The following is a 25,689-nucleotide window of genomic DNA, read 5'->3' on the forward strand; positions in this document are numbered from 1 at the left end:
TTGCGCAACACCGTCGAACGAGGCTTCAACCGACTCAAGCAGTGGCGCGGCATCGCCACCCGCTACGACAAGTACGCCCTGACCTACCTCGGCGGCGTTCTGCTGGCCTGCGCCGTCATCCATGCCCGCGTCGGCACCCCACAATCGGGAGACACGCCCTAGACGAGGGTGACGGCGTCCGAGCGGGCCGAGACCGACATTCGGCCGCTACCGGAGGTGCGGCACGTCGCGGCCCTGGCGGGCTCCGATGCGCTCGTCGACGTCGTGCACACCGCGGCCATGCCTGTCGATGACCAGGCCGGTCGACGGCCCCCGCCGATCAGTGGCGGCCGCACCTGCCACCACCGGTGGGAGTTGTCGGGCCGACTTCTTGCGCGCCGCCACCCTCTACCCTGCGCTGCTCACGACGGTGATCGTGGTCCACGCCCCCACGTGGATACGGTCGCCGTCGGCCAACGGGACCGCGTCACCCTGCTTCAGCAGATCCTCGCCACCGTTGAGCGTGGTCCCGTTGGTCGAGCCGAGATCGGTGACGGTCAGCCCAGATTCGCCGACCCGCAGCACCGCGTGCTGGGTCGACACACCCCAGTCGATCGGATGAATACCGAGATCGATATCGGGTTGCACGCCTTGGTCCCGGTTGCCCCGTCCGATCAGCGTGGTGTCGCCCAGGACGATGCGGCGCGCCGGGAAGAACTCCGGGAACTCCACGGTGTCAGGACCGCCGCGGGCCAGGACCCGTTGGTAGAACTCCCGGTCTGCGGTGATGACGGCCGTCCACCGCGCCGGCGCCGGCGCCGACCCCGATGGCGGCGGCGCTGCCGGGGCGGGTAACGCGGAGTCGTGTCCGCACGCCTCGCAGAACCGTCCGCTGATCGGAGCCTGGCACGCCGGACATTCGGATGACCGGGTGTCCGGGGCGGGCTTGCGGTCCGGGGCGGGCGCACCGATGGGGGCGCCGCACACATCGCAGTAGTCCGCGGCCGTCGATGGGTGTCCTTCGCTGCAGGTCGGCATCAGGGTTCCTCCTTGCGTACGCGCGCCGTCCTCGTCGATCGCGCGTCGAGTGCCATCTCGTCGGCCGCGGCGACTTCGCGCTTGAGCCGGGCGGTTCCGGTGCGCTCGTCGACCTCGATGACGCCCCGCAACAGTTTGGCGGTCCCGCTGTTGCCGGACTCCACGGCCAGCTCCATCGCACGCTGCAGCTTCGCCGTCGCGGTCGCCACGTCGCCACTCTTGCGCGCGCTCAGGCCTTCCTGCACGGCCTCGGCCAACTCCGCCTGCCCGGTGTAGTGCGCCACACCGCGACTGATCCGGGCCGACAACGCGGTGTCGGCGGTCCACACCGCCCGCACCAGGCCCTCGCCCAGCTTGTCGTCGCCGCCGACGACGGTGACCCGGGCAGCGAGCTTCTCGCGGCCGACATCCGCTGGTTCCACCTCTACCTGGATGTGGTAGTCACGGTCCTCGTCACCCCAGGAGCCGAGCGGGTATTCACCGGTGAGCGGCCCGGTTTCGACGCGACGGGCGGTCAGATCCTCGACGGTCGGGGCGACCTGTTTGACGAAGGCGACGCCGGCCCCCGCCGGTGTCCACACCCGCAGCGTGAGGTCGGGAATCGTCTTACCCATCGATGCACGCATCATCGCGGCGAAGTCGTCCGCCAGGTCCTCCGGGTCGGCGACGATATCCACCGAACCCAGCAGCGCCGACGAGATCGACCGCAATTCCTCCACCCGCCACGCGGTGCCCACACCCCGGCAGTCACAGGTGAACTCGCCTTCGCTGCGCGCGATCTCGTCCTGCAGTTCCTCGGGCGTCTCGTGCTCGTTCTTGCCGTCGGTCAGCAGGATCGCGTGCGTCAGAGCGCCCGGGTGCTGACTGACGATCCCCCTCGCGTAGGCCAGCCAAGTACCCATGGCCGTGCCGCCGCGGGGCCGCAGCGCCTCGAGCGCGCGCAGGGCAGCGGCTTTGGTCGCGGCGCCGGCATGCACGGCGCGGCCGTCGGCCGGGTACACCGGGGCGGCCGACTCATTGCCTGCGACGATCGTGAAGTACGTTCCGTCGACCAATTCGTTGATCGCCGCCACGGTGGCCCGCTTGGCCGCATCGAACTTGCCCTCCGGCGAGAGCATCGAGGTGGAGACGTCGATGATGATCACCTCGACCCGTTCGGCCGGCGCCGCGGCTGCCGCGACCGCATCGTCGACGGTGATGGTGACGATCGCGTCGACCGTGCCCGCCCCCTCGGCGAGATAGGGGTTGTGGTCGACATCGACGGAGATGCCATGCTCGTCAGCTGAACTCATCTGGTCCTCCGATCGGGATCACCGCGACGGTGATGTTGTCGATTCCACCTGCGGTGAGGGCGTGTTCGACAAGCGCCTGCGCACCCACACCCGGGTCGGCGCCCGCGACGAAAGGCACCAGGTCGGCGGCCTCCGGCAGGTAATTCCACAGGCCGTCCGAGCACAGCAGCAGCACACCGCGCCCCTGCGGTGTGACGGTCCGGATGCTGGAATCCGAAATCGGCTCGGCGTCCGCGCCCAGCCACCGGGTCAGGGTGTGCGCGCCACGCAGCACGACGTCCGAATCAGCGGCCGATCCGGCGGTGATGAGTTCCTGAGCCAGCGAGTCGTCGACCGTCAGCCGTTCGGGGATCCCGGGCGCCTCGGGAAGCCAGTAGGCCCTGCTGTCGCCGACGTTGCCGACGGTGATCCGCGCCGCGCCCCCGGGATCCCGGGTGACCAGCGCGCCGGTGTAGGTGCACGACGGCGAGTCGGCCAGGTCGGTCCCGGCGTTCGCCGCGGCGGCGGCCGCCTGCGCCAGGCCGGCTGACACGGCCTCCTTGTCGTCGTCGGAGGCGGTGATCGCCGACAGCATCGCGCTCACGCCCGCCGCGGCGGCGGCGGTCGCCGCCTTGTGGGCAGCGACGGAGGTGGACACCCCGTCGCAGACCGCGACCGCGAGCGCAGGCGGGCGACCGGTGACACCGGCGCCCAGCATCCCCGCCGCGGCGGCGTCCTCGTTGCCGGCGTGGTGAATTCCACGGTCGGTGATCAGCACGACCCGATCCAACTCCGCCCGGTCGCGGTCCGGCGCGGAGCGCCGGTGGCCACAGACCAGGCAGTAGCCCTGCGCGTCGGTGTCGTTGCCGCAGTCCGTGCACGGCCCGTCGGCCTCGAGTTCGCTTCGCGGAACAGTGATCTGGCGCACTTCCGCGAGTGCGGCGCCGCAGTTCTCGCAGAACCGGTCACCGTCGGTGACGGGGGTGGCGCATGTCGGGCACGCCGGCCGGCCTGTCATACCCGCGTCCTCGGGCGGACGGTATTCGCCTTCTCCACCAGTGCGATCCGCTCCCAGGTGTCGACGGTGCCCCGGGCCAGGTCCCGGTAGCAGCGTTCGGTGGCGAACCGGATTCCGGGTTCGTCGAACGTCACCCCCAGCAGGCGCGGAGCCTTGGCGACATTGCCGGCCCGCAGCCAGCCCAGTGCCGCGGTGAGTACCCGCATCTGAATCATCGCCCGTTTGGTCACCGACTCCAGTTCCAGCCCCGCCGCACGCCGCCCCGCCTCGACCAGCACCTGCTCGTCCAGATCGGACGGCTCACCGGCGACCAGCATGACTTCGATGGCGGCCACACCCGCGGCGGTATGGTGCGCGGACCCGGCGGGAACCTCGTCGAGCGCTGCAATTGCCCCGGCACGGTCCCCTGTGCGCGCTCTCATCCGCGCCAGCCCGAACGCCGCGCTGTAAAGGGTGTTGTCGGTGCGCCAGGCGATCTCGTAGAAGCGTGCCGCCTCGTCGTACGCCCCGCGCGGCTCCGCGGCGGCCGCGAGCGCCAACTTCGGCCCGAGCTCGCCGGGCAACGCGTCCAGTACGATACTGAAATCAGCTGTAGCCTTTGCATATTCACGTTCCAACAGGGCGCACTGTCCCCCATACCAGAGTAGCCGCCAATCCCCCGGCAGCCTCGCCTCGAGATGGGCGATCCGCTCCCGCGCGTCATCCGGGGCGCCGGTCTCCAGAGCGGCCCGCACCAGACGCAGGGGGACCTCGACCGAGGAACCCTCTCCCCGCTCCGCACCGCCCCTGGCGAGGTTCAACGCGTGCTCGAGCTGGGCCGGGGGCGTGCCGCTGGTGGTCGCGAGGATGGCCGCACCCGGGTCGTTCGGATCGACGACCGGCACCGGAAGCGCACCGAGCACCTGCGCCGGTTCGACCGGCACCCCCCAGTCGGTGCCGAAGACCGCACGCTGCGGGCTGAAGAAACTCGACACCCGTGACCGTGGCTTGGCCCCGCCGGCCGCGGCTATCTCGTGCAGCACCCCGGTGAGCTGATCGGCCAGTTCGTCCATCGTGGTGAACCGCCGCTGCGGATCGGGATCGGTGGCGCGGCGTATCGCACGGTACAGCGAATCGTGCTCGGCGAGCACCGGCTCGGTGTCCGGCCCGGGCAGCTGCTCGACGAAGTGCCCCTTCTCCTGGGGCACGTCCATGACGAGTACGGCGAGGGTGCGCCCCACCGTGTAGATGTCGCTGGCGACGGTGGGACCGGTCTGGGCGATCTCGGGCGCCTGGTAGCCGGCGGTGCCGAACAGTGCGCTTTCCTTGTCGTCCATCGCGATGACCGCACCGAGGTCGATGAGTTTGAGTTGCTCGTCGGTCTGCATCACGTTGTCGGGTTTGAAGTCGCAGTAGGCCAGGCCCTGGGTGTGCAGGTAGCCGAGCGCGGGCACGATCTCGATCATGTAGGCCACGGCTTGGTCCGGCGGCAGCGGACCACCGCGGGCTTTGCGAATCTGCTTCAGCGACGTCCCGCCCACATACTCCATCACGATGTATCCGACCGGAGAACCATCGGGATTGATGTGCTGGACGAAGTTGTAGATCCGCACGATGTTCGGATGCTCCACCTCCGCCAGGGCCAGGACCTCGGCCGCGGCGGCGGCCATCGCATCGGCGTCTGCGGAGTTCAGCAGACCCTTGATCACGACCCAGCGGTTGTGCACGTTGCGGTCGACGGCCAGATAGATCCACCCGAGGCCACCATGGGCGATGCACCCCTGCACCTCGTACTGCGCGCCGACCAGGTCACCGCGGGAAAGCGTCGGCACGAACGAATACCGGGTGCCGCACTGCGTGCAGAATCCCTCCGTGCGCCCGGGGTTGCCGTTGCTGGAGCGTCCGACGGGCTTGCCGCAGGCCGGATTTCCGCAGAACCTCCGGCCCTCCGGAACCTGCGGGTCGGCGAGGATCGCCTTGGCGGGATCACCTCGTGGGACGCGCGGAATGGTCACGATTCCCGCGCCGAGGCGACCACGTGTGCTCGTCGACCGCGACGAATCGGTGCGTGCCGTACGCGCCGACCGCGTGGACGGGGCCGATGCCGCCGTGGCGACCGATCCCGCCGCTGCCGTGGCGACCGAAACCGCCGCCTCGGTGCCGACGTCGGCTCCCGACGCCGTGGGTTCCGCGGGGGCGGTGCCGCAGAGGTCGCAGTACCCGTCGACCACCGTCCCGCCGCAATCCGGTTCGGCGCACCTCATCCCGTCGTCCTCTCCTGCAATTCGGCGATCATCTGCTGATAGTCGGCCACAGCGCGGGTGGCTGCGCGCAGGTCGCACGGTCGCCGCGCCAGCAGCCCCGACGCGATCCCGCCGGACGCCATCAGGTCCCGATCTTCGCTCAAGCCGAGCCGCGCGGCCTTTGCCTGATACGCCGTCAGGCGGCCCTTGAGTTCGGCGCGCCGATCCAGCAGGCCCTGCGCGAGCTCGCGATCCTCGTGCGCCACCCGCAGCGCCGCGCCGATCCTGCCCCGCAGCGACCGCAGCGCAACCGGGTCCTCGACGGTCAGCGCAGTCAGTTCCGCACGCAGGCCGGCTGTCGCGTCGGCGTGCACCGGAAACGGGCCGGTGATCACCTTCTGTTCAGCCTCGGCCCGGATCTGTGCGGCCGCCACGACGGCGGCGTCCAGAGCGTCCAGTTCGGACTCGGCTTCGGCCAGTGCGGTACCCCAATTTTCCCGCAGGGCAGCCAGTTCGGCGAGTTCGGCCGATCTGCGGTCGATGTCGGCGGTGATCGCCCGGATACGCTCCTCGACCTCGGCGGTACTCAGCGACAGGGGGTCGGTGGCCGAGACCGCCAGCAGTTCGGCGATCTCCTCCGGCCCGCTGACGCCGGCGTCGTCGAGCTTCTGCTGTGCCGGCGCCAGCCCCGTGGCGATCAGGGCGTTGACCGCGTCTACGTGGTCGAGGAACTCGGCGACTGCCGGATAGGCCGCCCGCATCCGGTCGGCGGTGTCGGCGAGCCCCACATAGACGACGGTTTCGCCGGGCCCGGTGAGGTTGCGTTGCGCGAACGGCACACGGTGGCGTGAGACCTCCAGCGACGGCTCCCGCAGCAGCCGGGTGAGCTCGGCTCGTTCGTCGTCGTCGAGCCTGGAGTCCCCCGAGCGCAGCGTCCGCGCCGATTCCAGGATCGTCGTCATCCGGCCCAGGTCCTCCCACAGCGCGGTCAGCGCCGGCTCGACCTCCGCCCACCGCCGGGCCGTGGCACCCTGCGGCGGATAGCGCCGCACGTGCTGCAGCCCCGGGTGGTTGTCCAGCTCGACCAGAGTTGTCGACATCGCCGTGACTTCGTTTGTCCGCGAGGCAATTTCGCGGTCGATCTCGTCGGTGCTCAGCGCGGTCACGGTCAGTCCTGATAGCGTGCGGGCGGCGGGCCGGGCGACGGGCCGAGGCTGCTCAACCCGGCGTCGTAGAGACGTTCCCACGTGCCGTCTCGGCGCATCTGGTCGAGGACACCGTTGACGAACCGGACCAGGTCCTCGTTCTCCTTCTTGATACCGATGCCGTACGGCTCGTTGCCGATGCTGGCACCGACCACCTGCACCGTCGGGTCCTGTGCGGCGAGCCCGAACAGGACCACGTCGTCGGTGCTGATCGCGTCGACCTGCCCCTGTTGCAGCATCACGAGGCAGTCGGTCCAGCTGCGCACGCCGAACAGGGTCGGCCGGGGGTCGAGCGCGAACAGCGCGGCCATCGAGGTCGTGCCCGACACGGCGCACACCCGCTTGTCGGCCAACGAAGCGGTGGAGGTGATGCCCGATCCCTTGAGCGCCAGAATGCGTTGCTGGGCATAGAAGTACACCGTGGAGAAGGCCACGTTCTCTTTGCGGTCACACGTGATCGAATACGTCCGGGCCACCAGGTCGACCTGCCCCGAGGTCAGCGCGGTTTCGCGCTGGCTGGCGGTGACCACACGCAGGTCGATGCGGTTCGGGTCGCCGAAGATCGCGCGGGCGATCTCGCGGGCCACCGCGATGTCGAATCCCTCCAGCTGTCCCGTCGACGGGTTCCGGAATCCGAACAGATAGGTGCTCTGGTCGACGCCGACGACGAGGCGTCCCCGTTCGGCGATGGCGGCCATCGTCGAACCGGGCGGCATCGCACCGGGCGGCGGCAACGGGCCCGGTCGCAGGCTCGCTTCGATGTCGCAGTCGGTGTCGGCCACCTCCGGTGCGGTGGTGACCTCTTCGGCCCCGGCCGGGGTCGGCGTGACCGGTGCCACCGACACCGACACCGCAGGCGTCGAGGACCCACACCCACCGACGGCCAGTGCGACCGCCACCGCAATGGTCACCAAGCGTGCTCTCATAGGAACTCCTTGAGCCGGGGCCACAACCCGACGAGGGCCGCCGCGGCGGCCAGCACCATCAGCACCAGCGTCCCGGTCGGACTCCATGCCAGCCACGCACCCGCCGCGGACACCCGGTCGCGCATGGTGTCGCGGGTCTGCGCGATCTCGTCACGCAGGCCGTCCTCGACCGCGGTGAAGTGCGCCGCCGACGAGGTGGGGGCGCCGCCGACGGTCAAGTCCACCGCCGCCGGGTAGTCACCGCCCAGGTAGGACTGCACGCTGCCGCGGTGGCTGGCCTGCCAACTCTCCAGCCCCGCGGCCGCAGTCTCGGGACCCTGGCTCAACATCGCCGTCAGGTCGTCGAAGCCGGCGTCGACCGACTCCTCGCTGGACGTGATGTCGCCGCGAGCGATCAACTGCAGTGTCTCTTCGGTGCGCACCTGCTGGGCCAGGATGCGGGCCTGCGCGAGGTGCTCGAAACGATCGGTACCGTCGACCCGGCTTTCTGCGATGTCGCCGGCCGCGAGTCGGGTGACACCGAGAATCCACACCATCGCCAGCAGCACCGCGCCCGCTGCAGCGACCAGGCCCAGGTTGAACACCCGGTTGGTGCGGCGGGCCGCGATCAGCGAACCGATGACGATGGCCACCAGCACCAGAAACAACAGGACCAGGCTGAGCGTGGGCAACGCGCTGATCGAGTCCTGCCCTTGCTCGACGCCGGCCAGGCTGCCGGTGAAGACCTTCTCGGCGCCGGGAAGCAGCCCGTCCTGCATCAGCGACGAGGCCTCCCGAAGGTAGGCCGCACCGATGGGGAAGCCCTGCCGGTTGTTCGCCCGGGCCGACTCGACCAAGCCGGTGTAGGCGTTGAGTTGGGCGGAGATATCCGCAACCGCGGTTCGGGTCTCGGCGTCGCCGGTGCCGGCGGTGACATCGGCCAACGCCGACGACGCATCCGCGAGGGCCTGCTGGTAGCGGGCCCGCACCTGGGGCAATTCCACTCCGCCGGAGAGGAATCCGGTCGCGGCAGCGGCGTCGGCGGCCGACAGCGCGGCGTAGAGGTTCTGCGCCGCGAAGGCGAACGGTTCGGACTGGTCGAGCACCCTGTCCTTGCCGGCGATGCGCCCGCCGAGTTGAGCGGAGCACACGATCCCGGTGATCACGCAGGCCACCGCGACGGCCACCGCAATGATGCTGAGGACGCCGGGCGTCGTCCGACCGAAGCGCCGCAGCCACGCCACCGACGCCCGCGCGTCCGGGGTGCGCGGAGAGCTCATACAGTTCACCGCCCTCGTCCCTCGGGGTGATTTTAAACGCTGCCGCCGCCGAGGTCGCGGGCATTGATCGATTCGCGGCCATTGATCGATTCACCGGCGGCCCCGTCCTGTTCAGCCGGAGCCACTACGCGCCAGGGACGTATGCCGAACGGGGCGTCATCGCAATCGATGGCCGACTGGCTGTCCGCCCATCCGCCTCTGAAGGCTGCGCAAACGTACCTCACGGGCGGACCGACCGTGCCGGCCGCTGCCACGCCGCCGGTCCGCCAGCGTGCTTGATTCCTAGACATACCAACAAGTTAGCTGTGCACTCGACTGCGCCTCAGCGGGATGTCATCACCCCGGCGGGGTGATTTCGAGCGCCGACCGCAGGGCAATTCATGTTCGCTGAAATCGTCCTCCATGAACGATGGCGGCGCACCATTGATATGGCTGGTACCGCCGCACCGGGAGGCGGACATACCGATGGACCTCTATACCGTGGTTGACCAGGTCAAAGACCTGGTGCAGCGGCGGCGCCGCGTCTCGTACCGGGCGGTCCAGGCCCAGTTCGAGCTGACCCGAGAGCAGCTGGACATCGTCCGCGAAGAACTTCTCTACAGCCACGCCGACAACGTCGCAGAAGACGGAAAAGGCCTGGTCTGGGTTGCTGAACCCCCCCGGCCGGCAATCGAGTCTGCCGCCGACGCCGCCGTCCTGGCCAGCCGTCGACCAACCGCCGAACGGCGACAGCTCACCTTGTTGTTCTGCGACCTGGTGAACTCGACTCCCCTCGCCGGCCGCTTCGACGTGGAGGAGTGGCACGAACTGATGGGTGCCTACTACGACACCTGCACCAAGGTGATCGCCCGGTACGACGGTCATGTCGCGCTCTACCTCGGCGACGGGCTGCTGGTGTACTTCGGCTATCCCTACGCGCACGAGGACGACGCGCAGCGCGCCGTGCGCGCCGGGCTCGGGATCATCGAGGCGGTGCGGCGACTGGACGCCGTGGTCACTGCTGAGCACGGCGCCTCGTTCTCGGTCCGGGTCGGCTGTCACACCGGGCCCGTCGTAATCGGGGAAGCGGGCGACCGCCGACACGGCGACGAGATCGCGCTGGGCGAGACGCCCCACATCGCCGCCCGCCTGCAGAGCGTCGCAGAGCCGAACACGCTGGTGATCGGCGCACTCACCCATCAGCTGCTGGGGGGCGCGTTCTCTTGCATCAGCTTGGGCACACCGCATCTCAAAGGTGTGGCAACGCCTCTCGAGGTCTTTCACGTGTTGAACGAGAGCACGGCGCGCACCCGCGTGGAGACGCTCGGGGACGCCCCCACCCCCCTCGTCGGCCGGCAGCGTGAGCTCGATCAACTCCAAAGGTGTTGGGCGGAAGCGATCTCCGGCCGGGGGCGGGTTGCGCTGGTCGGCGGAGAGGCAGGAATCGGTAAGTCGAGGCTCGCGCGGGCGCTCGCCGACAGCGTCGCAGACGACGGCGCATGGCTGACGCTGTGTCAGTGCTCCCCTTACTACCAACAGACCGCGCTGTTTCCGGTCACCGACCTGATCAAGCGGAGCGCGCTGAACTTCGACCGCCAGGAGACCGTCGAGCAGCGGATGCGCGCCCTCGAGGGCTTCCTGGTGCAGCACGGATTCCAGCTCGAGTCGACCATGCCGCTGTTCATGTCGCTTCTCTCGCTGCCACCGTCCCCGCGGTATCCGGCACCAGACATAACGCCCTCGGAGAGCAAAGCACTCACGCTGGAGGCTCTGCTGACCATCCTCGTCCGGAGAGCCGAACGTCAACCCGTCCTCTTCGTCGTGGAGGACCTGCACTGGGTGGACCCGACCACACAGGAACTCCTCGACATCGTCGTGAATCGCATCTCCGAAAGCCGGATCCTGGCGATGTTCACCTACCGTCCCGACATCGATGCACCGTGGCCGGACGACCCCTCGGTGGAAAGGATTCGGCTGGGCCGGATGGCTGAGCCCGAGGTCACCGAACTGACCCACCTTGTGGCCGGCGGCAAATCGCTACCCGGCGAGGTCATGCACGAGGTGGTGACGAAGACCGACGGCGTTCCGCTGTTCGTCGAGGAACTGACCAAGATGCTGCTCGAATCCGACATGCTCGAAGAGCATCACGATCGCTTCGAACTGACAGGCCATTTGCAGTCACTAACCGTGCCGTCGACCTTGCACGACTCACTGATGGCTCGGCTGGATCGTCTCGCCGAGGTGAAATGGTTGGCGCAACTGGCGGCGACGCTGGGCCGCGATTTCAGCTACCGGCTACTGAAGGCTGTCAGCGGTTGGAACGACGACCGACTCTGCGAAACCCTCGAGCGGTTGGTGTCCGCCGAGTTCTTACATCAGCGACACGAGCCGCCCCGATCGACATATCGCTTCAAGCACGCGCTGATCCAGGAGGCCGCGTATCACTCGCTCCTCAAGACCGACCGTCAGGTAAATCACCAGCGAATCGCCGGCACCCTGTGCGCCGAATTCACCGATGTCGTCTCCGCCCACCCGGAACTGCTCGCTCATCACTACACCGCCGCCGGTCTCACCGAGAAGGCGATTCCCTACTGGCTCGACGCTGCCCGGCTGGCGCTGCAACGGTATGCCAACCACGAAGCCATCAGCCACGCAAGCCGCGGTCTCGAACTGCTCGAGGAAGTGCCGAAGACTGCACGGCGCGACGCACAGGAACTCTCGCTGCTGTTGCAGCTCGGGCCGGCACAAAGTTCCATCGCCGGCCCGCATTCATGCGAGCACATCTTTGCGCGTGCCCGCGAGCTCGGCCGACGCGCCGGCACCAGCGCCGCCGAGCTGTCCCCCGCACTCGCCGGGCTGGCGAACGCCAAGATTGTGCGGGGGGACATGACATCGGCGCGTTCGCTCGCCAACGAATCTCTGGCACTTGCTGTCCAGCAGGATGATTCGTTGATTCTGGCCGCCGCGCACTGGATGGTGGCTTACGTCGCGTTCTGGCAGGGCGACTTCACCGATACCAGGGACCACAGCAGGAAGGGGCTGGACCACTACCAGCCGGATCAGCATGTCCTCGTCGTCACCAGCTACAACCAGAACCCGGGGATCGTGTGCGGGTATCTCGATGCACTCGCCCGATGGGCGCTGGGCTACCCGACGCAGGCGGCGATCGCCATGGAACGCACGGTGGCGCATGCACGAGAACTCGGACACCCCTTCAGCGTGGGGATGTCGCTGCTCTTCTCCGCACAGCTGGCCCAATTGTGCCGCGACGCCGAGACCAGCTTCGCCCACGCAGACGAAGCACTGCAGATCGGCGCAAAGCACCGGATGCGAGCGGTCGAACTCTGGTGTCTGCTCCCCCGAGGTTGGGCTCTGGTGCAGCAGGGCGATGTCGCCGCCGGAATCGCAGACATCCGCGAAGCCATGGAGCGGCGCCGGAAAATGGGCATGGGTTCGGTGTGGCCCTGGTTTCTCACGCTGTACGCGGACGCGTGCGGATCGCTCGGGAAGATCGACGAGGGTCTGCAGGCACTGGACGAGGCAACGACGTGGGTTCTGCGCAACGACGAGCGACTGTACGCCGCCGAAGTGTCCCGGACCCGAGGCGAATTGCTGCTCCTCCCCGCCAGTCCGGATGAAGTGCAGGCGCAGCGTTTCTTCGACGAGGCGCTGACGACCGCCCGTCGGCAGCACGCGAAGTCCTTCGAGTTGCGCGCGGCGATCAGCATGGCCCGGCTCTGGCGACGCCAGGGCCGGTTCGACGATGCGCACGCGCTGCTGTCTCCGGTATATGGCTGGTTCGCCGAGGGTTGGGAAACCCAGGATCTGCGGGATGCGCGGGCTCTGCTCGTATCCTAGACGTCAGCTCTTCGAGATATGGCTATCTGAGATCGCCGAGTTCAAACCCACTGTGGTCTCGCGTCAGCGGACGTAGAGACCGCGCCGGCACACCCCGTGAAATGCCGGCTTCGTACATTCAAGAACGCCTCTGGCACGCCCCGACGTGCTTCGTGGTCGACCGGGTGCATGTTCGTCGGTGCTCCCAGTCGTACTCGAATCGGCACCGGGGGATTTCGAGAACGGCCGGGCGCTTCCGGCAACCGGGCGAAACGGTCAGGCCCCTGCCTCACCGTAGTAGCCGAGTTGAAGCAACGTGGTGATCTCGCTGACGAGCGGCATCCGCGGGTTGGTGCGGTTGCTGAGATCCTCGAAGGCCGTCATCGCCAGGTCGGGCAGGGCGGACAGGAACTCCTGCTCGGGCACTCCGTACTCCTTCAGTGAGCGCGGCATGTCGAGGCGGTCGAGCAGATCCTCCACGGCCTGGAACAGGCGCTGCCTGCTGTCCTCGGGTTCATGCCCGCCGAAGACGAGTTCGCCGAGTTGCGCGTACTTCTCGGGCACCACGTAGGCCGAGTACCCGGGGGCCGGCATGAACTTGCTCGGCAGGCTCGAGTTGTAGCGCAGCACATGGGGCAGGAAGATGCCGTTCGCCCGGCCGTGCGCGATCCCGAACCTCGCCCCGACGGCGTGGGCCAGCGCATGGTTGGTGCCGACGAACGCGTTGGAGAACGCCAGGCCCGCCAATGTCGCCGCGTTCGACATGTCGGTCCGCGCGGACATATCGGTGGGATCGGCGTACGCGCGAGGCAGCGCGCTGAAGATCAACCGCACCGCCTGGGCGCACAACGCGTCGGTGTAGGACGAAGCGAAGATCGAGATCACCGCTTCCAGGGCGTGGGTCAACGCGTCGATGCCCGTGTCAGCGGTCAATGCGGGCGGCATCGTCGACGTCAGGATCGGATCGACGATCGCGAGGTCGGGCACCAGGCTGTAGTCGACCAGCGTCTCCTTGCGGCCTCCGACGGTCAGCACCGCCGCCGGAGACACCTCGGATCCGGTTCCCGAAGTCGTTGGGATGGCGACCAATTGGAGCCGGTGCCGATCGGTCGGGAAGTCGGCAACGCGCTTGCGGGGATCGAGGAACGGCATCGTCAGCTCGTCCAGGCTCTTCTCCGGATGTTCGTAGAACAACCGCATCGCCTTCGCGGCGTCCAGCACCGAGCCGCCGCCCACGGCGATCAGAACGTCGGGCTCTGATCGCTGCAGCAGCGCGACGCCGCGCCGGATCGTCGCCTCATCCGGCTCGGGCGTCACCTCGCTGAACACGTGCACATGATGGGTGCGCAACTTACTGCGCAACTGGTCGACCACACCGCGCTCCTCGGTCAGCGCATCGGTGACCACCATCGCCGCCTCGCAGTCGAGGTCGCGCAGGTTGTCCAGAGCACCCTCGTTGAAGTAGGTGTTCGACGGCACGCGGAACCATTGGGGCGGGGTCCGCCGGTGCGCAACGGTCTTGATGTTGAGCAGTTGGCGGTAGTTGACGTTCTCGGTGGTGCTCGAGCCGCCCCAGGTGCCGCAGCCCAGCGAGAAGGTCGGAGTGAGGTTGTTGTAGATGCCGCCGAGAGCGCCGACCGCAGTCGGCGCGTTGACCAGAATGCGCCCCGTGCGCACCGCCAAGCCGTAGGCATCGACGACGTCTTCGTCGTTGGCGTAGATCGCCGACGTGTGGCCCAGCCCGCCATGCTCGGTGACCAGCACGGCGGCTTCGATGCCATGCTGGAGGCTGCGCGCACGCACCACGCCCAGCACCGGCATCAGCTTCTCCTGCACCAGCGGATGGGCGGCGAGCTCGTCCAGGTCGGACGGCAGCGGAGCGAGCAGGACCATCACGGTCGGCGACACGGTGAAGCCGGCCCGCGCGGCCAGTTCGGACGCCTTCTGCCCCACCGCGTCCAGCGAGACCTTGTCGCCACAGCCGAACGCGAAGTCCGCGATTCTCGCGGCCTCGTCGTCGCTGAGCAGGCGGGCGCCCATCCGCTCGAACTCGGCGATGACCTCGTCGTAGATCTCGTCATCGATGATGCACGTCTGCTCGGCCGGGCAGATCACCGACGAGTCGAAGGTCTTCGAGATGAGCATGTCGACGACCGCGCCCTTGATATCGGCCGTCTTGTGGATGTAGATCGGGGCGTTGCCGGGGCCGACGCTCACGCCGGGCTTACCGGACGCGTTGGCGAGCTCGACGATCTTCGGTCCACCGGTCACCCAGATGAAGTCGACCTTCGGATGCTTGAACAGATAGTGGGTCACCTCGTGGGCAGCGTCCGGGATGACCTGTAGCGCACCCGGTGGCATTCCGGCCGACTCCGCGGCGGCCCGCAAGATCTCCACACTGCGCTCGCAGGAGCGCACCGCGTAGGGGGAGGGACGGAACAGCATCGCATTGCGGGTCTTGGCGGCAACGATCGCCTTGAACAAGACGGTCGACGTCGGGTTGGTCACCGGGGTGATCGCCAGCACGACCCCGATCGGCTCGGCGACATAGCGGATGTTGTTCTCGATGTCCTCGTCGACGATGCCGACCGACTTCTTGTCCCGCAGGTAGTCGTGCAGGAACTCGGTGGCGACGTAGTTCTTGACCACCTTGTCTTCGAACACGCCGAAGCCGGTCTCTTCGATGGCCACCGCGGCCAACTCGGCGGCGGCGCGAAGTCCCGCACGCACCATCGCCTCGACGATCGCGTCGACCTCGTCCTGGCCGAGCTTGCGGAACTCCCGAGCCGCGTCGGCTGCAGCGTCGACCATCGAGTCGATTTCGCGTGTTCTGTCCCCATCGGGCGGGACCGGCTCGTTCATGCGTCGACCACGGATCGAGCGGTGCCGGGATGTGTCGGTGTCATGTCGCGCCCTTGATGTCTGGAGGACCCGAACCGGACGCTACGTCGCCCGTGACCACCGCGGGACCGATTTGCGCACACTGGGGACTTTGGTCACTCGGCGAAGCCGTGTTCGGTGATGAATGCGTGGCCGATTGCCCACCCGACGCTGAGCCCGGCCGCTACTGTTGCGGTGTGACACCACCGGTGATTCAACGCTGGATCGAGATCATCGACACCGGCCATACCGACGAACTGCACGGGCTGCTGGCCGAAGACGCTGTCTTCTACTCACCGGCGGTTCTCACACCGCAGGAGGGCCGGGCCAAGACCGCCGCCTACCTGGCCGCCGCGGCGAAGCTGTTCGCCGACACAGGCTTCCACTACGTCGAGAAGTGGTACGCCGACCACTCGGCGGTGCTCGAGTTTGCCGCCGACATCGGTGGCATCCAGGTCAACGGCATCGACATGATCCACTGGAACGATGACGGCAGGATCACCTCGGTCAAGGTGATGCTGCGACCGCTCAAGGCCCTGCAGACCGTCGTTCCCGAAATGGGCAAACTACTGCAGCAGGGCGGCACCGCGTCCACCGGTTGAGCGTCGCCACAGGGGCAACTGCGCCCACTGCCTGGGCGAAGCCAGGTCCGCCGCCCGGACCTTGTTGTGTTCAGCGGGAAAAGTCATTGCGCGACAGGGGGTCGCACCTTGTCTACCATCGCACCCAGCGATGGTGACGGCCGAGGCAGAAGAAGCGGGCATCGCTGCGCCGAACGCACGAGCCAGTCGTAATCTGCTGCAGCACAAGCGCCTTGACCATGTCATGATCGCCGCCTGACAAGTCGCGCCGGCGTCGGCGACGACCCGACCCTGCGTGTTCTGATCTTGCAGGTGACCCGCGTGGACGAGCCGGAACCGGTGTTCCCGGTCGACCATGACGCCCTACCCGTTGGCGCCGTCGCTGCCGTCGTTGCCGTCGCTGCTGCTTCCGTCGCCGCCGTCGCCGCCCGAACCCCCGGTGCCGCCGGGTCCGGCGTTGCCGCCGTTGCCGCCGTCGCCGCCGTCGCCGGTACCGCCGAGGGCGATTCCATCCCCGCCGTCACCACCGTCGCCGCCGTCCGATATGCCGCCGAACCCGATACCGCTGTCGCCGCCGTCGCCGCCCGAGCCACCGGTGGCGTCTCCGTTGTCGGAGTTGGCGTCCCCGCCGCCCCCGCCATCGCCGCCGCTGCCGTTGGCGAAGCTTCCCGCGTCGCCCGCATCGCCGCCGTCACCACCGAACGCAGCGCCGTCGGCCATTTCCACATCGGCGGCTCCGCCGTTACCGCCACTGCCGCCGTCCCCGATGATCGCCCCGCCGTTCCCGCCGGCGCCGCCGTCGCCGGCCTCCGCGTCGCGATCGTTGGTGCCGCTGGTCGCGGCGCCTCCGCCGTCACCGCCGAGGCCGCCGTCGCCCCACAACCCCGCGTCGCCGCCGTCACCGCCGTCCCCGCCGAAGATGTCGCACGAACACAGGCCGCCGTCGCCGCCGTCGCCGCCGTCGCCGCCGTCGCCCCTGATCAGCCCTCCGTCACCGCCGTCGCCACCGTCACCGCCGACCTTGGTGCCGGGGATGTTGCCCGACCCGAGGTCGTTGCTCCGCCCGCCGTCGCCGCCGCGGCCGAACCAGCCCGCGTCACCGCCGTCGCCGCCCGAACCGCTGGCAGACCCGTCGACGCTGCCGGCGACGTTGCCGTTTCCCCCATCCCCGCCATCGCCGATGAACCCGCCGTCGCCGCCGTCGCCGCCGAGGCCACCCACGGCGATGCCGTTGTGCGCCTCGGCATAGCTGCTGCCACCGCCGCGGCCACCGTTGCCGAGGATGGCCCCGCCGTCGCCGCCGTCACCGCCAGGACCGGCTACGACAGTGCCGAAGGGCCCGGCCATGGTGTTCTCGGCACCACCGCCGGTGCCGCCGCCGCCCCCGTTGCCGATCCACCCACCGTCACCGCCGTCACCACCGGCGCCGCCGAGAGCATTGCCGGCGGAGAGCGTGTAGCCGCCGTCACCGCCGTCACCGCCGCCGTTGTTGTCACCGAAGAGGCCGAAGAAAGTGAAGAAGCCGAACAGGCTGCCGTCACCGCCGTCACCGCCGTCGCCGCCCCAGTTGCCGTAGCCGCCCTCACCGCCCTCACCGCCGGTGCCGAAAAGGAATGCGGCATCACCACCGTCACCGCCGTCACCACCCGGCGTGGTCGGCGAGCCCAGGCCGCCGGCTCCGCCGGGTCCGCCCCAGCCGATGAGCAACCCGCCGATCCCGCCCGGGCCACCTTGGCCGGAGGGCCCGCCGGCACCACCGGGCCCGCCCCAGCCGATGAGCAACCCGCCGGGGCCGCCGGCTCCACCGGCCTCCCCCAGCGCGACGCCGTCTCCGCCGGGGCCGCCGACACCGGCGATCCACCCGCCGCCCTGACCGGGCTCGCCCGGCGCACCAGCGGCGCCGTTACAGATCAGCCCGCACCGCGGGGCCAGCAGCAGACTCAGCAAGTCGCCAGGCGCGAGGGCCGCCGACGCCGGCGCACCGATGAGGGACGCGGGTGCGCCGCCGTACTGTCCCACTTCCTGCAACGCTTTGGGCACGAACACGTTCGAATCCGGTAGGGCACCGGAACCGCCGCCACCCTGCGGTGGCATCGGATCCGCCAGCGCGAACGGTACCGACGTCGGGCCCGCCGATTCGCCCCCGCCGACCTCACCGCCGGGTGGGCCGAGTCCGCCCCCGGCCAACAGCTGGGGTGGCGACGATCCGATCACCGGAGCGGCGAGGCCGGCCGGCGAGTTCGGTGACGAGGATGCCACCGTGCCGACAACCAGCGGTGCCCCTGTGGTCGCGATCTGCGGTGGCGAAATCACCGCCGGTGGCTGGTTCTCGCCCGGGACGGCAGTGCCGGCCGCAGCCAAGACTCCTGCTGCGAGGGTCGCGGTTATTGCAGAATTCTTTGTGGCGAACTCCATCGCCAGCTCCTTATCGGCCGACCACTGATTCCAGGGTTGGTGTTCTGCTGGCGCGCGCTCGCCTCTCAGCTTACTCACAGCTAAGGGGCTAATGGGCGGCTTTTCGGTTGTTGCCGATGAAGAGAGAGCAAAGCGGCGCTTAACGCCTCCTGTCGCTGGATGCATTCGTGGAACGCCTGGGGCAGGAGGGAAACCTGTTACACGCCAGGCCCATTGCCGCGGCACGCCGGGCGGTCGCGGCCCGATCACCCGAGGCGCCGGCCTGCGGGTGGTCTCTCAGATCCTGCAAGAATTCGTAGCCCAGCGCCTACCCCGTGTCAGGGCCGCGCCTCCAGGATGAGGTTGAACGGCGTCTCGGCGGCCCTGCGAAACCGGCTGAACCCGGCCTGCTCGGCGATGGCGGCCAGGCGCCGCTCGCCGGCCTGTGCGCCGAGCCCCAGCCCCACCGGCTGGGCCAGCGAGGACGGGGTGCACAGCAGTGTCGAGGCCGCGTAGTACATCCTGCCCACGGGGTTGAGGTTGTCGGCCAGCGCGTCGTTGGCGTAGGGCTCGACCAGCATCACCGTGCCGTCGGCGGCCAACGCCTGACCGGCATGAGCCAGTGCGCCGACGGGATCGCCCATGTCGTGCAGGCAGTCGAAGAAGCAGATCAGATCATATCCCGTGCCGGGAAAGTCCGTCGCCGAGGCGACCGCGAATTCGGCATTACCCAAGGCCTTTTCGGCGGCCACCGACCTGGCGCGGTCGATCGACTTGTCGTGATAGTCGAACCCCCGCACGGTCGATTTCGGAAACGCCTCGCCCATCAGCGCGGTGGACACCCCATGCCCGCAGCCGACGTCGGCCACCGTCGCTCCCGCTTCGAGTTTCTCCACGACGCCCTCGAGCGCCGGCAGCCAGTTGGCGACGAGGTTGGCCCGATACCCGGGACGGAAGAACTGCTCGGTACCGGTGAACAACTCGGGATCGTGTTCGTGCCAGCCGAAGCCCTGCCCGCTGCGAAATCGTTCGGTGATCGCGTCGCGGTCCTTGAAGGCTGCGCTGATGAGATGAAAGCCGGGCGCCAGGTAGACCGGACTGTCCTCCCGGGCGAACGCCATCGCATGCTCGGGCGACAACGTGAACGTCTCGTCCTGCGATTGGTAGGTCAGGTAACCGCTCGCAGCCTGCGCCGACAACCATTCGCGCACGTAGCGTTCGCGCACCCCGGTGTGTTCGGCAAGCGCCGCAGCGGTCAGTGGCCCCAGCTCGTCGAGGGCTTTCCACAGCCCCAGCTCGACGCCGATCAGAACGAGGCTTCCGTTCATCGCCGCACCCATATCGGTCACCAGTTGACCGAGTACCTGCTCCAGTCTTTCCTCGTCGACGGCATTGATCGCGACCATGATTCCATCTCCTTTCGACGCGCACATCGGCGTGACGCAGTCGCTCGGCTGATTCGTCAGCAGGATGGGCGGCGGCGCATCCGCGGGCACCGGAACCACGCTCACCCAGACCACGAGCGCGACCGCTCATCAACACCGAGTGGCCGGCTCGGCTAATCGTTTCCGATGTCCGGTGACTAGCTCGGCTTCCCCGGAGACTCCGCGACTCCCGTTGCGCCGAATGAATTCGAGCAGAACCCGTGAGGGACCGCGGATAACACTGTTCTTTGAGCGCCAGCGTACCGCACGGAGGGAGACGCGACGAGAGTTCTCGTGCTGCTGACCCGGGCTCGTGCGGCCCTTACCGCCCCAGCGAGTTCTCGACCGAAGCCGTTGCCCCTCCGGACAGCTCGGCGTCCTCGGCCCTGCCCGCCACGTTGGGACGGGTCGGTGCTCCGGCGGTTGCTTGGGGCGCCGGGTGAGATCGGCGCCCGGTATCGGCGTTGCCGCGCCGTAGACTCCCCGCGCCGACGGCTGCTCCTGTGGGCAGCCGAACAGTTCGTCCGTTTTGCGATTCCGTCGACACCGTCAATCCATACTTGAGCTGGGCAGACGGGAGACGACGATGGTGAATTCCCTGACCGGCGATTGCGAGGCAGTCCTCGAAATCGGTATCGAGACAATCAATCGACTTCTGGCCAGCCTGCATCAGAACGATTCCGCCAACCCGACGTTGCCCAGCTTCCCGCATTCCTTCGTCGACCGCCTCGGCGACACGTATGCGCTCGACGGGGTCCGGGGCACCGTCTACGCACAGATCGGGTCCCCGTCGATCGAATTGATTGCCCACTCGAAGGATCGGTTCTGGCTCACCGTCGACGTGCGCGCGTATTTCCGTGCCGATCCGGGCACCGAGCCGTTCCCGGCGTTCATCAACGGACAGGTGAGGGCGCGCTACCGCATCGACGACATCGATCCGAATTGTCATGGGTGGCGCACCCGGGCCAACAGCCACCTGTGGATCCGCGTCGACCACGAAACCGTCTCGTTCCGTGGCACAACCGCCGACGACGTGTCCCTGAGCGATCTCGTCGCCATCGTGCCGGGGCCGCCTGCGACCGATCCGATCCCCGCCGTCACCCGCCAACTCGCCTACCAGCTGGCCGGCCGCTTCGAAGCGGCTCCGCATCCGGTCTCGCCGCGGTTCCGCCGCGGCCAGATGATGAGCCTGGCGCACTGCGTGATCATGCCGCTCGCCCTGTCGGGCGGCCCGGTAGGTGACATCGGCACCGTGGTGAGCACCGAACGCCGGAATTCGGACTTCGCCATCAGGGTCGACGCCGAGTACCTCATGTCGTTCGCACGCCAGGCACTCGACGACATGAAGGCGAACGTCGCCGCCATGCCGTCGATACCGGTCTCGGTCAGCGGCCCGTTCGGGTTCGACACCGTCTACCGCGTCTACGTGAACGACGACTTCACGGCCACCTGGGAAGCCCACGGCGCCTTCGCCGAGATCGTGTTCACCGGAAGTGGCGGTGCCCGAACCAGATCGGTCCTGCCGAATGTCACGTTCAGCTTCGAACAGCGTCTCGTTCTCAGCTTCGACGCCGGCACGGAATCGCTGACGCTGTCCCCCGGCTCCTGGAAGGTGACGACGAGCAAGTACGTGCAGAAGAGCGTGCAGAACGTCCTCTCCAACGCGGTGGACAACGCCTGCTCGCAGGCAGTGCCGAAGCTCGCCGCGATGACGTCCCGCAAGGGGGAGATGATCGATCAGCTGCGGACTCTGGACGATCACGCCGACGCGACCATCGACGACGCCGAATTCCGGAATGCCGGAATCATCCTGTACGGGACGATCTCGCTGCAGCGCAGGGCGCGCCCGGTGGTCAAGTTCGACACCACCCCATCGGGCGACGGCTTCACCGCACTGCTCAGTTGGATTCCCGGAGGTCGTATCGAGTCTTTCGACTGGACGTGGACATGGTTCGGTCAAACCACACCCGCGGGCACCGCGCACCGGGCCGACCGCTTCCTGTTCCGCCGGCCCCGCGCCAACAAGGGTCCGATGGGGCTGATCATGGGTCAACAAACGCTGCCGGGCCTCGACGGGATGGGGCAGATGTGCGTGACGATCCACGGCAGCCGGATCGATGCTGTGACCGGCGGCCGCACCCACATCCAGCTGAAAAAATGCAGGTTCTACGGATTCAACGTCGCGGTGCCGTTCGGCGTGCGACCGATGCTGAAGCATGTCGCCGCAATGTCGTCCGAAAACCCGTTCTCACAACTGTCGGTGGTCAACCCGCGGGCAGGCGTGGGACCGGTACCGAACACGCTGATCCACTCCGTCGGCGAGCGCTTCGACCCCGACAGCCTCGATGTGCTCGCCTCGGCACTGACCGGCTTTCGGCGGCCCGATGCCGGTCTCACCGTGCTGGTCCTGTTCCCGGAGAACAGCAAGCGCGACGAGGTACGGGTCGCGGTGGATCGCCTCACCCGTCTCACCGAAGGCCTGGGGCTCGCCGCCGCGGTCAACGAGGACGTCCGCGGCACATGGGCCTCCTCGCTGGGTCTGCCACCCGACGAGCAGGCATGGAGATTGCTCAGCCCCGACGGGGGTGTGACATGGATGCGGGATGGCCGCATCGACGCCGAAGGCCTGAACCGGGCGATCGACGCCTGTGTGATGCCCGCGCCGACCCCGCGACCGGCGCCGCTGCTCATGCCGGCCGCCTTCGCACGGGTGAGGCCGGGTCTGCTGTTCAGGCCTGCGCGAGAACCGTGGGAAAACCACTGTCCGCCCGTCGACATCCTCAGAATCGGTCGGGCCGGCGTGAAAGTTGCTCTGGTGCAGCACAAATCCGACGCTTCGGAGGCCGTGCTCAATCAGCTCACCGACATCTACGCGCACGCCGAGGAGCGATCGACGGCCGCGGAAGTCGTCGTCGTGGTCGACGGCGCCGACGACCGGCAAGCGGAAAGCATGCGCGAGTACCTGGGGCTGCCGTTCCCCTTCTTCGGCGACCCCATGGGCGCCGTCAGCAACCGGATCGGCGTCGCGATCTGGCCGACGGTGCTGACCATCGGACCTGACGGCGAGGTCTGGAGCGCCGAGAGCGCAGCCGAGAGCACGAGCGAGATCGTCGAGCGCGGGCTGGACACAGCGGAATCGGGACGAGAGGCGGCCGAGTGATGGGTCACACCGTATTGCTTCTGGTTCCGGTCGTGTTGCTGCCGCTGGTCCTTCTCCTCGGGTTCACCGGATGCTTGGGGGACGACCCCACCGCGGTGCTCACGAAGGAGCGGGATGACGCCAGGGCGGAGCGGGACAAGCTCAAGGACGAGGCCGAGAAGGCCAAGGAGCAGCAACAGCAGGCAACCGAGGACGAAAAGTACGAGAACCGGGTCGGAAACCAGGCCGGGCTGGTGAGCTACTGGCGACTGGGCGAACCTGCCGGCCCCAACCCGCAAGCCACCGATTCGGCGAAGAAGACACCCAAGCACGGCACGTATACGGGTGCCGGCGTGAACAAAGGTGTGCCCGGGGTGCTCGCGCTGGGAACTCAAAGCGCCGACACCTCCGCCGAATTCCTGGGCACCCAGGGATATGTCGACGTGATCTGGGACAACCTCCGCAATCCCCCGTCGGACTTCACGGTCGAACTGTGGATCAGGCCGACCGGGTCACCGGCCGCGCCCCAGGTGGTGTACGGCTCCTACGAGCTGGACGCCGCGGGGAATCTGGTTCGCGGCATAGCGCTGGAGATTCTTCCCGGTACGCCGCCGCAGATACGGTTCCGCCTCGGTAGCGGCGGCACCACCCCCACCGCGTTGACCGCCAGCCTGGGCGACGGCAGCCAGTTCGACGGCTGGCGATTCGTCGCCGCGACCTACCAGTTCACCTCGCGCACCGCGTCCCTGTACGTCGACCCGTCCGGCGGGATCCCCGCCACGATGCAGCCTGATCCCAAGGCCACTCCAGCGGGCGATCCCGTCACGTTCGGTTACAACCAGGGGTCGCCGACACGGATCGGAGCGGGCTTCCTGACCACGGCCGGACTCTACGAGGCCGCAGCGTTCTTCGCCGGTCGGATCGACGAAGTCGCCCTGTACAACGTGTGCCTGGACGGTCAAACGCTGCGCGTCCACTGGGATGCCGCGCTGAGTCCGCCTCAACCATGACCGAGCGATATCGCCAGCACGGCACCGCAGACGACGAGGCTCAGCGAGATCGCCAGATTCACCGTCCTGCTCCACCGCGAGCCGTCCGGTAGCCGCGTGAGTTCCAGCGGGATGCGTGCCGCGCCATAGCAGATCAGTGCGGCGGCGAATACGGCGCCGCGCACCGGCCAGATACTGTGCATTGCGACGCTGATGACCAGAATTGCTATCGCAGAACCGGATTCGAGTAACTGACTGGGGACGCGGCTGAGCCAGACGCCGCGGTGGTCGGGCAGCAGGATCGCCACCCCGCTCTCGGTCGGTCGTCCGGCGCAGCAGCCGCGCATCAGGCAACCGACCTTCGTGATGGCGATGCCCACCAGCATGATCACCGATGCCGCGTCCCAGAACTCGAGAAAGCCGACGCCGGTGATGGCGAGCACCGCGGGCGAGGCGGCCACCGCCAGAATCAGCCCGCCATACAACGCGCCGCCTCCGTCGAGGCGCCGCCACAGTCGCGCCGGTTCACGGCGGAACTGGGCGACATGCGTCACGATGTAGAGCAACCGGGAACCGGCCAGCGCCACCGCGATGAGCACGAGAGCCGACGCCGCGATGCGATCGGCCGAACCCCCCCATGCCGCACCCGCCAGAACGCCGGCGAAAACTCCAGCGACACAACCGATGTAAAGAAGGACGGTGTAACTCGGCAACCGCAGGCCGCCGACCGCGATGTCCGGTTGACACAGCCGACGGAAGAACTGTTCGGACCGCTTGTTCACAGAAGCCCCAGTGGCACCACGCAGACGCCTACCGTCAAAGCCACGTCGGCGAGATTGAAGACCGGCCAGCGACCCACGGCGATGAAGTCGGTGACGCTTCCGCGGACCAGCCGGTCGACGAGGTTGCCTCCCGCCCCGCCCAGCGTCAGACCGAGTCCGCCCGCCGTCAGCCCACTCACCTGAGCGAGGAGGACGGCCGCCAGGCTCGCGGCGGCGACCGCCGAGAACACCAGGACCGCATACGGCGTCGGCATCCGCAGCCAGCCGTGACTACGATTTTCCAGGCGATGCACCTGCAGAACCGGCACCCGGCCAAGCGCGTCGTCGATGCCGAGTCTTCGGCGGACGATGCCCTTGGAGGCTTGGTCGATCAGCAGCGCAGCAGCCGCGGCCCCGACCAACAGCCACAGGACCGCCTCACCCATGATCCGACGGTACGCCCGACCGGCCACCATCAGCCCGATGGACCGCGCCGGCGCACGCAGTCCCATCTCGTTGAGCTGACCACTTCGACCCGTCACCCACCATCGCACCCCGCGCGGCACCGCGACGAACCGCTTGACGGCGCGCGTCGTTGCCAGTCGCGTGTCATGCCGATTTCGTGCCCCCAGCCGGACTCGAAACCGACACCAGACGCATCTTGAGTCCCCAAAGTGTGTGTCCAGGGGTATCCGGGGGGGTTCGGATCTCCGACTCGTCCAAGGTGTCTGGCCTGACGGTGTTCGCATGTGCGTCGGTGTGGTGCATGAGTTGTGACACCGTCGTG

General features: G+C 68.2%; 18 protein-coding genes and 1 pseudogene. 5 read left to right on the forward strand and 14 right to left on the reverse strand.

Annotation, left to right across the window (positions count from 1 at the left end; genetic code table 11):
- Nucleotides 1-162 (forward strand): annotated as a pseudogene (locus JDV09_RS25325) (IS5 family transposase); the annotation flags it as partial.
- Between the two features lie 45 nt (nt 163-207).
- On the opposite strand, the gene JDV09_RS25330 reads toward JDV09_RS25325, so the two are convergent.
- The 9 genes from JDV09_RS25330 to JDV09_RS27045 all read right to left on the reverse strand — a co-directional run bounded on the left by JDV09_RS25330 (nt 208) and on the right by JDV09_RS27045 (nt 9,782).
- Complete coding sequence (locus tag JDV09_RS25330) at nt 208-384, reverse strand: hypothetical protein (RefSeq protein ID WP_221371900.1); 177 nt, start codon at nt 382-384, stop codon at nt 208-210.
- Between the two features lie 3 nt (nt 385-387).
- Complete coding sequence (locus JDV09_RS25335) at nt 388-1,017, reverse strand: double zinc ribbon and FHA domain-containing protein (protein WP_221371901.1); 630 nt, start codon at nt 1,015-1,017, stop codon at nt 388-390.
- Complete coding sequence (locus JDV09_RS25340; RefSeq protein WP_221371902.1) at nt 1,017-2,309, reverse strand: vWA domain-containing protein; 1,293 nt, start codon at nt 2,307-2,309, stop codon at nt 1,017-1,019. The genes JDV09_RS25335 and JDV09_RS25340 overlap by 1 nt, the downstream gene beginning before the upstream one ends.
- Nucleotides 2,296-3,306: a PP2C family protein-serine/threonine phosphatase gene (locus JDV09_RS25345; protein ID WP_221371903.1), complete on the reverse strand. Its 1,011-nt coding sequence runs from the start codon at nt 3,304-3,306 to the stop codon at nt 2,296-2,298. Before JDV09_RS25345 ends, JDV09_RS25340 begins: the two co-directional genes overlap by 14 nt.
- The gene (locus tag JDV09_RS25350) at nt 3,303-5,549 is read right to left on the reverse strand and encodes a serine/threonine-protein kinase (RefSeq protein ID WP_221371904.1); all 2,247 of its coding nucleotides are present in this window, start codon (nt 5,547-5,549) and stop codon (nt 3,303-3,305) included. Before JDV09_RS25350 ends, JDV09_RS25345 begins: the two co-directional genes overlap by 4 nt.
- A complete protein-coding gene (locus tag JDV09_RS25355) occupies nt 5,546-6,628 on the reverse strand; it encodes a hypothetical protein (RefSeq protein ID WP_255606043.1) in 1,083 nt (360 codons plus the stop codon). The genes JDV09_RS25350 and JDV09_RS25355 overlap by 4 nt, the downstream gene beginning before the upstream one ends.
- 68 nt (nt 6,629-6,696) lie before the next feature.
- Nucleotides 6,697-7,659 carry a glutamate ABC transporter substrate-binding protein gene (locus JDV09_RS25360; protein WP_221371906.1) on the reverse strand — a complete coding sequence of 321 codons (963 nt, stop codon included), beginning with the start codon at nt 7,657-7,659 and terminating at the stop codon, nt 6,697-6,699.
- A complete protein-coding gene (locus tag JDV09_RS25365) occupies nt 7,656-8,918 on the reverse strand; it encodes a GlnX family signal transduction membrane protein (RefSeq protein ID WP_255606044.1) in 1,263 nt (420 codons plus the stop codon). The genes JDV09_RS25360 and JDV09_RS25365 overlap by 4 nt, the downstream gene beginning before the upstream one ends.
- Nucleotides 8,919-9,296: 378 nt before the next feature.
- The gene (locus JDV09_RS27045; RefSeq protein ID WP_255606048.1) at nt 9,297-9,782 is read right to left on the reverse strand and encodes a hypothetical protein; all 486 of its coding nucleotides are present in this window, start codon (nt 9,780-9,782) and stop codon (nt 9,297-9,299) included.
- On the opposite strand from JDV09_RS27045, the gene JDV09_RS25370 reads away from it, so the two are divergent.
- The gene (locus tag JDV09_RS25370) at nt 9,675-12,755 is read left to right on the forward strand and encodes an AAA family ATPase (protein ID WP_308124242.1); all 3,081 of its coding nucleotides are present in this window, start codon (nt 9,675-9,677) and stop codon (nt 12,753-12,755) included. The two genes, JDV09_RS27045 and JDV09_RS25370, sit on opposite strands and share 108 nt — an antisense overlap.
- Before the next feature lie 255 nt (nt 12,756-13,010).
- On the opposite strand, the gene adhE is transcribed toward JDV09_RS25370, so the two are convergent.
- Nucleotides 13,011-15,596 carry a bifunctional acetaldehyde-CoA/alcohol dehydrogenase gene (gene adhE / locus JDV09_RS25375; RefSeq protein ID WP_221371908.1) on the reverse strand — a complete coding sequence of 862 codons (2,586 nt, stop codon included), beginning with the start codon at nt 15,594-15,596 and terminating at the stop codon, nt 13,011-13,013.
- 215 nt (nt 15,597-15,811) lie between these two features.
- On the opposite strand from adhE, the gene JDV09_RS25380 reads away from it, so the two are divergent.
- Nucleotides 15,812-16,216: a nuclear transport factor 2 family protein gene (locus JDV09_RS25380; protein WP_372453032.1), complete on the forward strand. Its 405-nt coding sequence runs from the start codon at nt 15,812-15,814 to the stop codon at nt 16,214-16,216.
- Nucleotides 16,217-16,558: 342 nt separating this feature from the next.
- Here the strand turns inward: JDV09_RS25380 and JDV09_RS27190 are convergent, their stop codons facing one another.
- Both JDV09_RS27190 and JDV09_RS25395 read right to left on the reverse strand, forming a co-directional pair.
- Entirely contained in the window at nt 16,559-18,508 is a 1,950-nt protein-coding gene (locus JDV09_RS27190) for a PE family protein (protein ID WP_304620829.1), read from the reverse strand.
- A gap of 419 nt (nt 18,509-18,927) precedes the next feature.
- Nucleotides 18,928-19,995, reverse strand: a complete 1,068-nt coding sequence (locus JDV09_RS25395) for a class I SAM-dependent methyltransferase (RefSeq protein WP_255606045.1) — start codon at nt 19,993-19,995, stop codon at nt 18,928-18,930.
- A gap of 604 nt (nt 19,996-20,599) precedes the next feature.
- Here JDV09_RS25395 and JDV09_RS25400 point away from each other — a divergent pair.
- Both JDV09_RS25400 and JDV09_RS25405 read left to right on the forward strand, forming a co-directional pair.
- Nucleotides 20,600-23,173 carry a TlpA family protein disulfide reductase gene (locus tag JDV09_RS25400; protein ID WP_221371911.1) on the forward strand — a complete coding sequence of 858 codons (2,574 nt, stop codon included), beginning with the start codon at nt 20,600-20,602 and terminating at the stop codon, nt 23,171-23,173.
- Complete coding sequence (locus JDV09_RS25405) at nt 23,173-24,162, forward strand: LamG domain-containing protein (RefSeq protein ID WP_221371912.1); 990 nt, start codon at nt 23,173-23,175, stop codon at nt 24,160-24,162. Before JDV09_RS25400 ends, JDV09_RS25405 begins: the two co-directional genes overlap by 1 nt.
- On the opposite strand, the gene JDV09_RS25410 is transcribed toward JDV09_RS25405, so the two are convergent.
- Entirely contained in the window at nt 24,153-24,923 is a 771-nt protein-coding gene (locus tag JDV09_RS25410; RefSeq protein WP_221371913.1) for a prolipoprotein diacylglyceryl transferase, read from the reverse strand. The two genes, JDV09_RS25405 and JDV09_RS25410, sit on opposite strands and share 10 nt — an antisense overlap.
- Nucleotides 24,920-25,348 (reverse strand): signal peptidase II, encoded by a 429-nt coding sequence (locus JDV09_RS25415; RefSeq protein ID WP_221371914.1) that lies wholly within the window; start codon nt 25,346-25,348, stop codon nt 24,920-24,922. Before JDV09_RS25415 ends, JDV09_RS25410 begins: the two co-directional genes overlap by 4 nt.
- Nucleotides 25,349-25,689 lie beyond the last annotated feature (341 nt).

Origin of the sequence: Mycolicibacterium xanthum (genome assembly GCF_019710635.1) — a bacterium.
Classification (GTDB): Bacteria; Actinomycetota; Actinomycetes; order Mycobacteriales; family Mycobacteriaceae; genus Mycobacterium; species Mycobacterium xanthum.

Excerpts from the sequence above, each read along its gene's own strand:
- JDV09_RS27045 (WP_255606048.1), bottom strand. The coding sequence starts at position 9,782 with ATGACCGTCGTACCGGGCGATCACCTTGGTGCAGGTGTCGTAGTAGGC.
- JDV09_RS25360 (WP_221371906.1), bottom strand. The coding sequence starts at position 7,659 with ATGAGAGCACGCTTGGTGACCATTGCGGTGGCGGTCGCACTGGCCGTC.
- JDV09_RS25340 (WP_221371902.1), bottom strand. The coding sequence starts at position 2,309 with ATGAGTTCAGCTGACGAGCATGGCATCTCCGTCGATGTCGACCACAAC.
- adhE (WP_221371908.1), bottom strand. The coding sequence starts at position 15,596 with ATGAACGAGCCGGTCCCGCCCGATGGGGACAGAACACGCGAAATCGAC.
- JDV09_RS25415 (WP_221371914.1), bottom strand. The coding sequence starts at position 25,348 with ATGGGTGAGGCGGTCCTGTGGCTGTTGGTCGGGGCCGCGGCTGCTGCG.
- JDV09_RS25335 (WP_221371901.1), bottom strand. The coding sequence starts at position 1,017 with ATGCCGACCTGCAGCGAAGGACACCCATCGACGGCCGCGGACTACTGC.
- JDV09_RS25350 (WP_221371904.1), bottom strand. The coding sequence starts at position 5,549 with ATGAGGTGCGCCGAACCGGATTGCGGCGGGACGGTGGTCGACGGGTAC.
- JDV09_RS25400 (WP_221371911.1), top strand. The coding sequence starts at position 20,600 with ATGGTGAATTCCCTGACCGGCGATTGCGAGGCAGTCCTCGAAATCGGT.
- JDV09_RS25345 (WP_221371903.1), bottom strand. The coding sequence starts at position 3,306 with ATGACAGGCCGGCCGGCGTGCCCGACATGCGCCACCCCCGTCACCGAC.
- JDV09_RS25395 (WP_255606045.1), bottom strand. The coding sequence starts at position 19,995 with ATGGTCGCGATCAATGCCGTCGACGAGGAAAGACTGGAGCAGGTACTC.
- JDV09_RS25355 (WP_255606043.1), bottom strand. The coding sequence starts at position 6,628 with ATGTCGACAACTCTGGTCGAGCTGGACAACCACCCGGGGCTGCAGCAC.
- JDV09_RS25405 (WP_221371912.1), top strand. The coding sequence starts at position 23,173 with ATGGGTCACACCGTATTGCTTCTGGTTCCGGTCGTGTTGCTGCCGCTG.
- JDV09_RS25365 (WP_255606044.1), bottom strand. The coding sequence starts at position 8,918 with ATGAGCTCTCCGCGCACCCCGGACGCGCGGGCGTCGGTGGCGTGGCTG.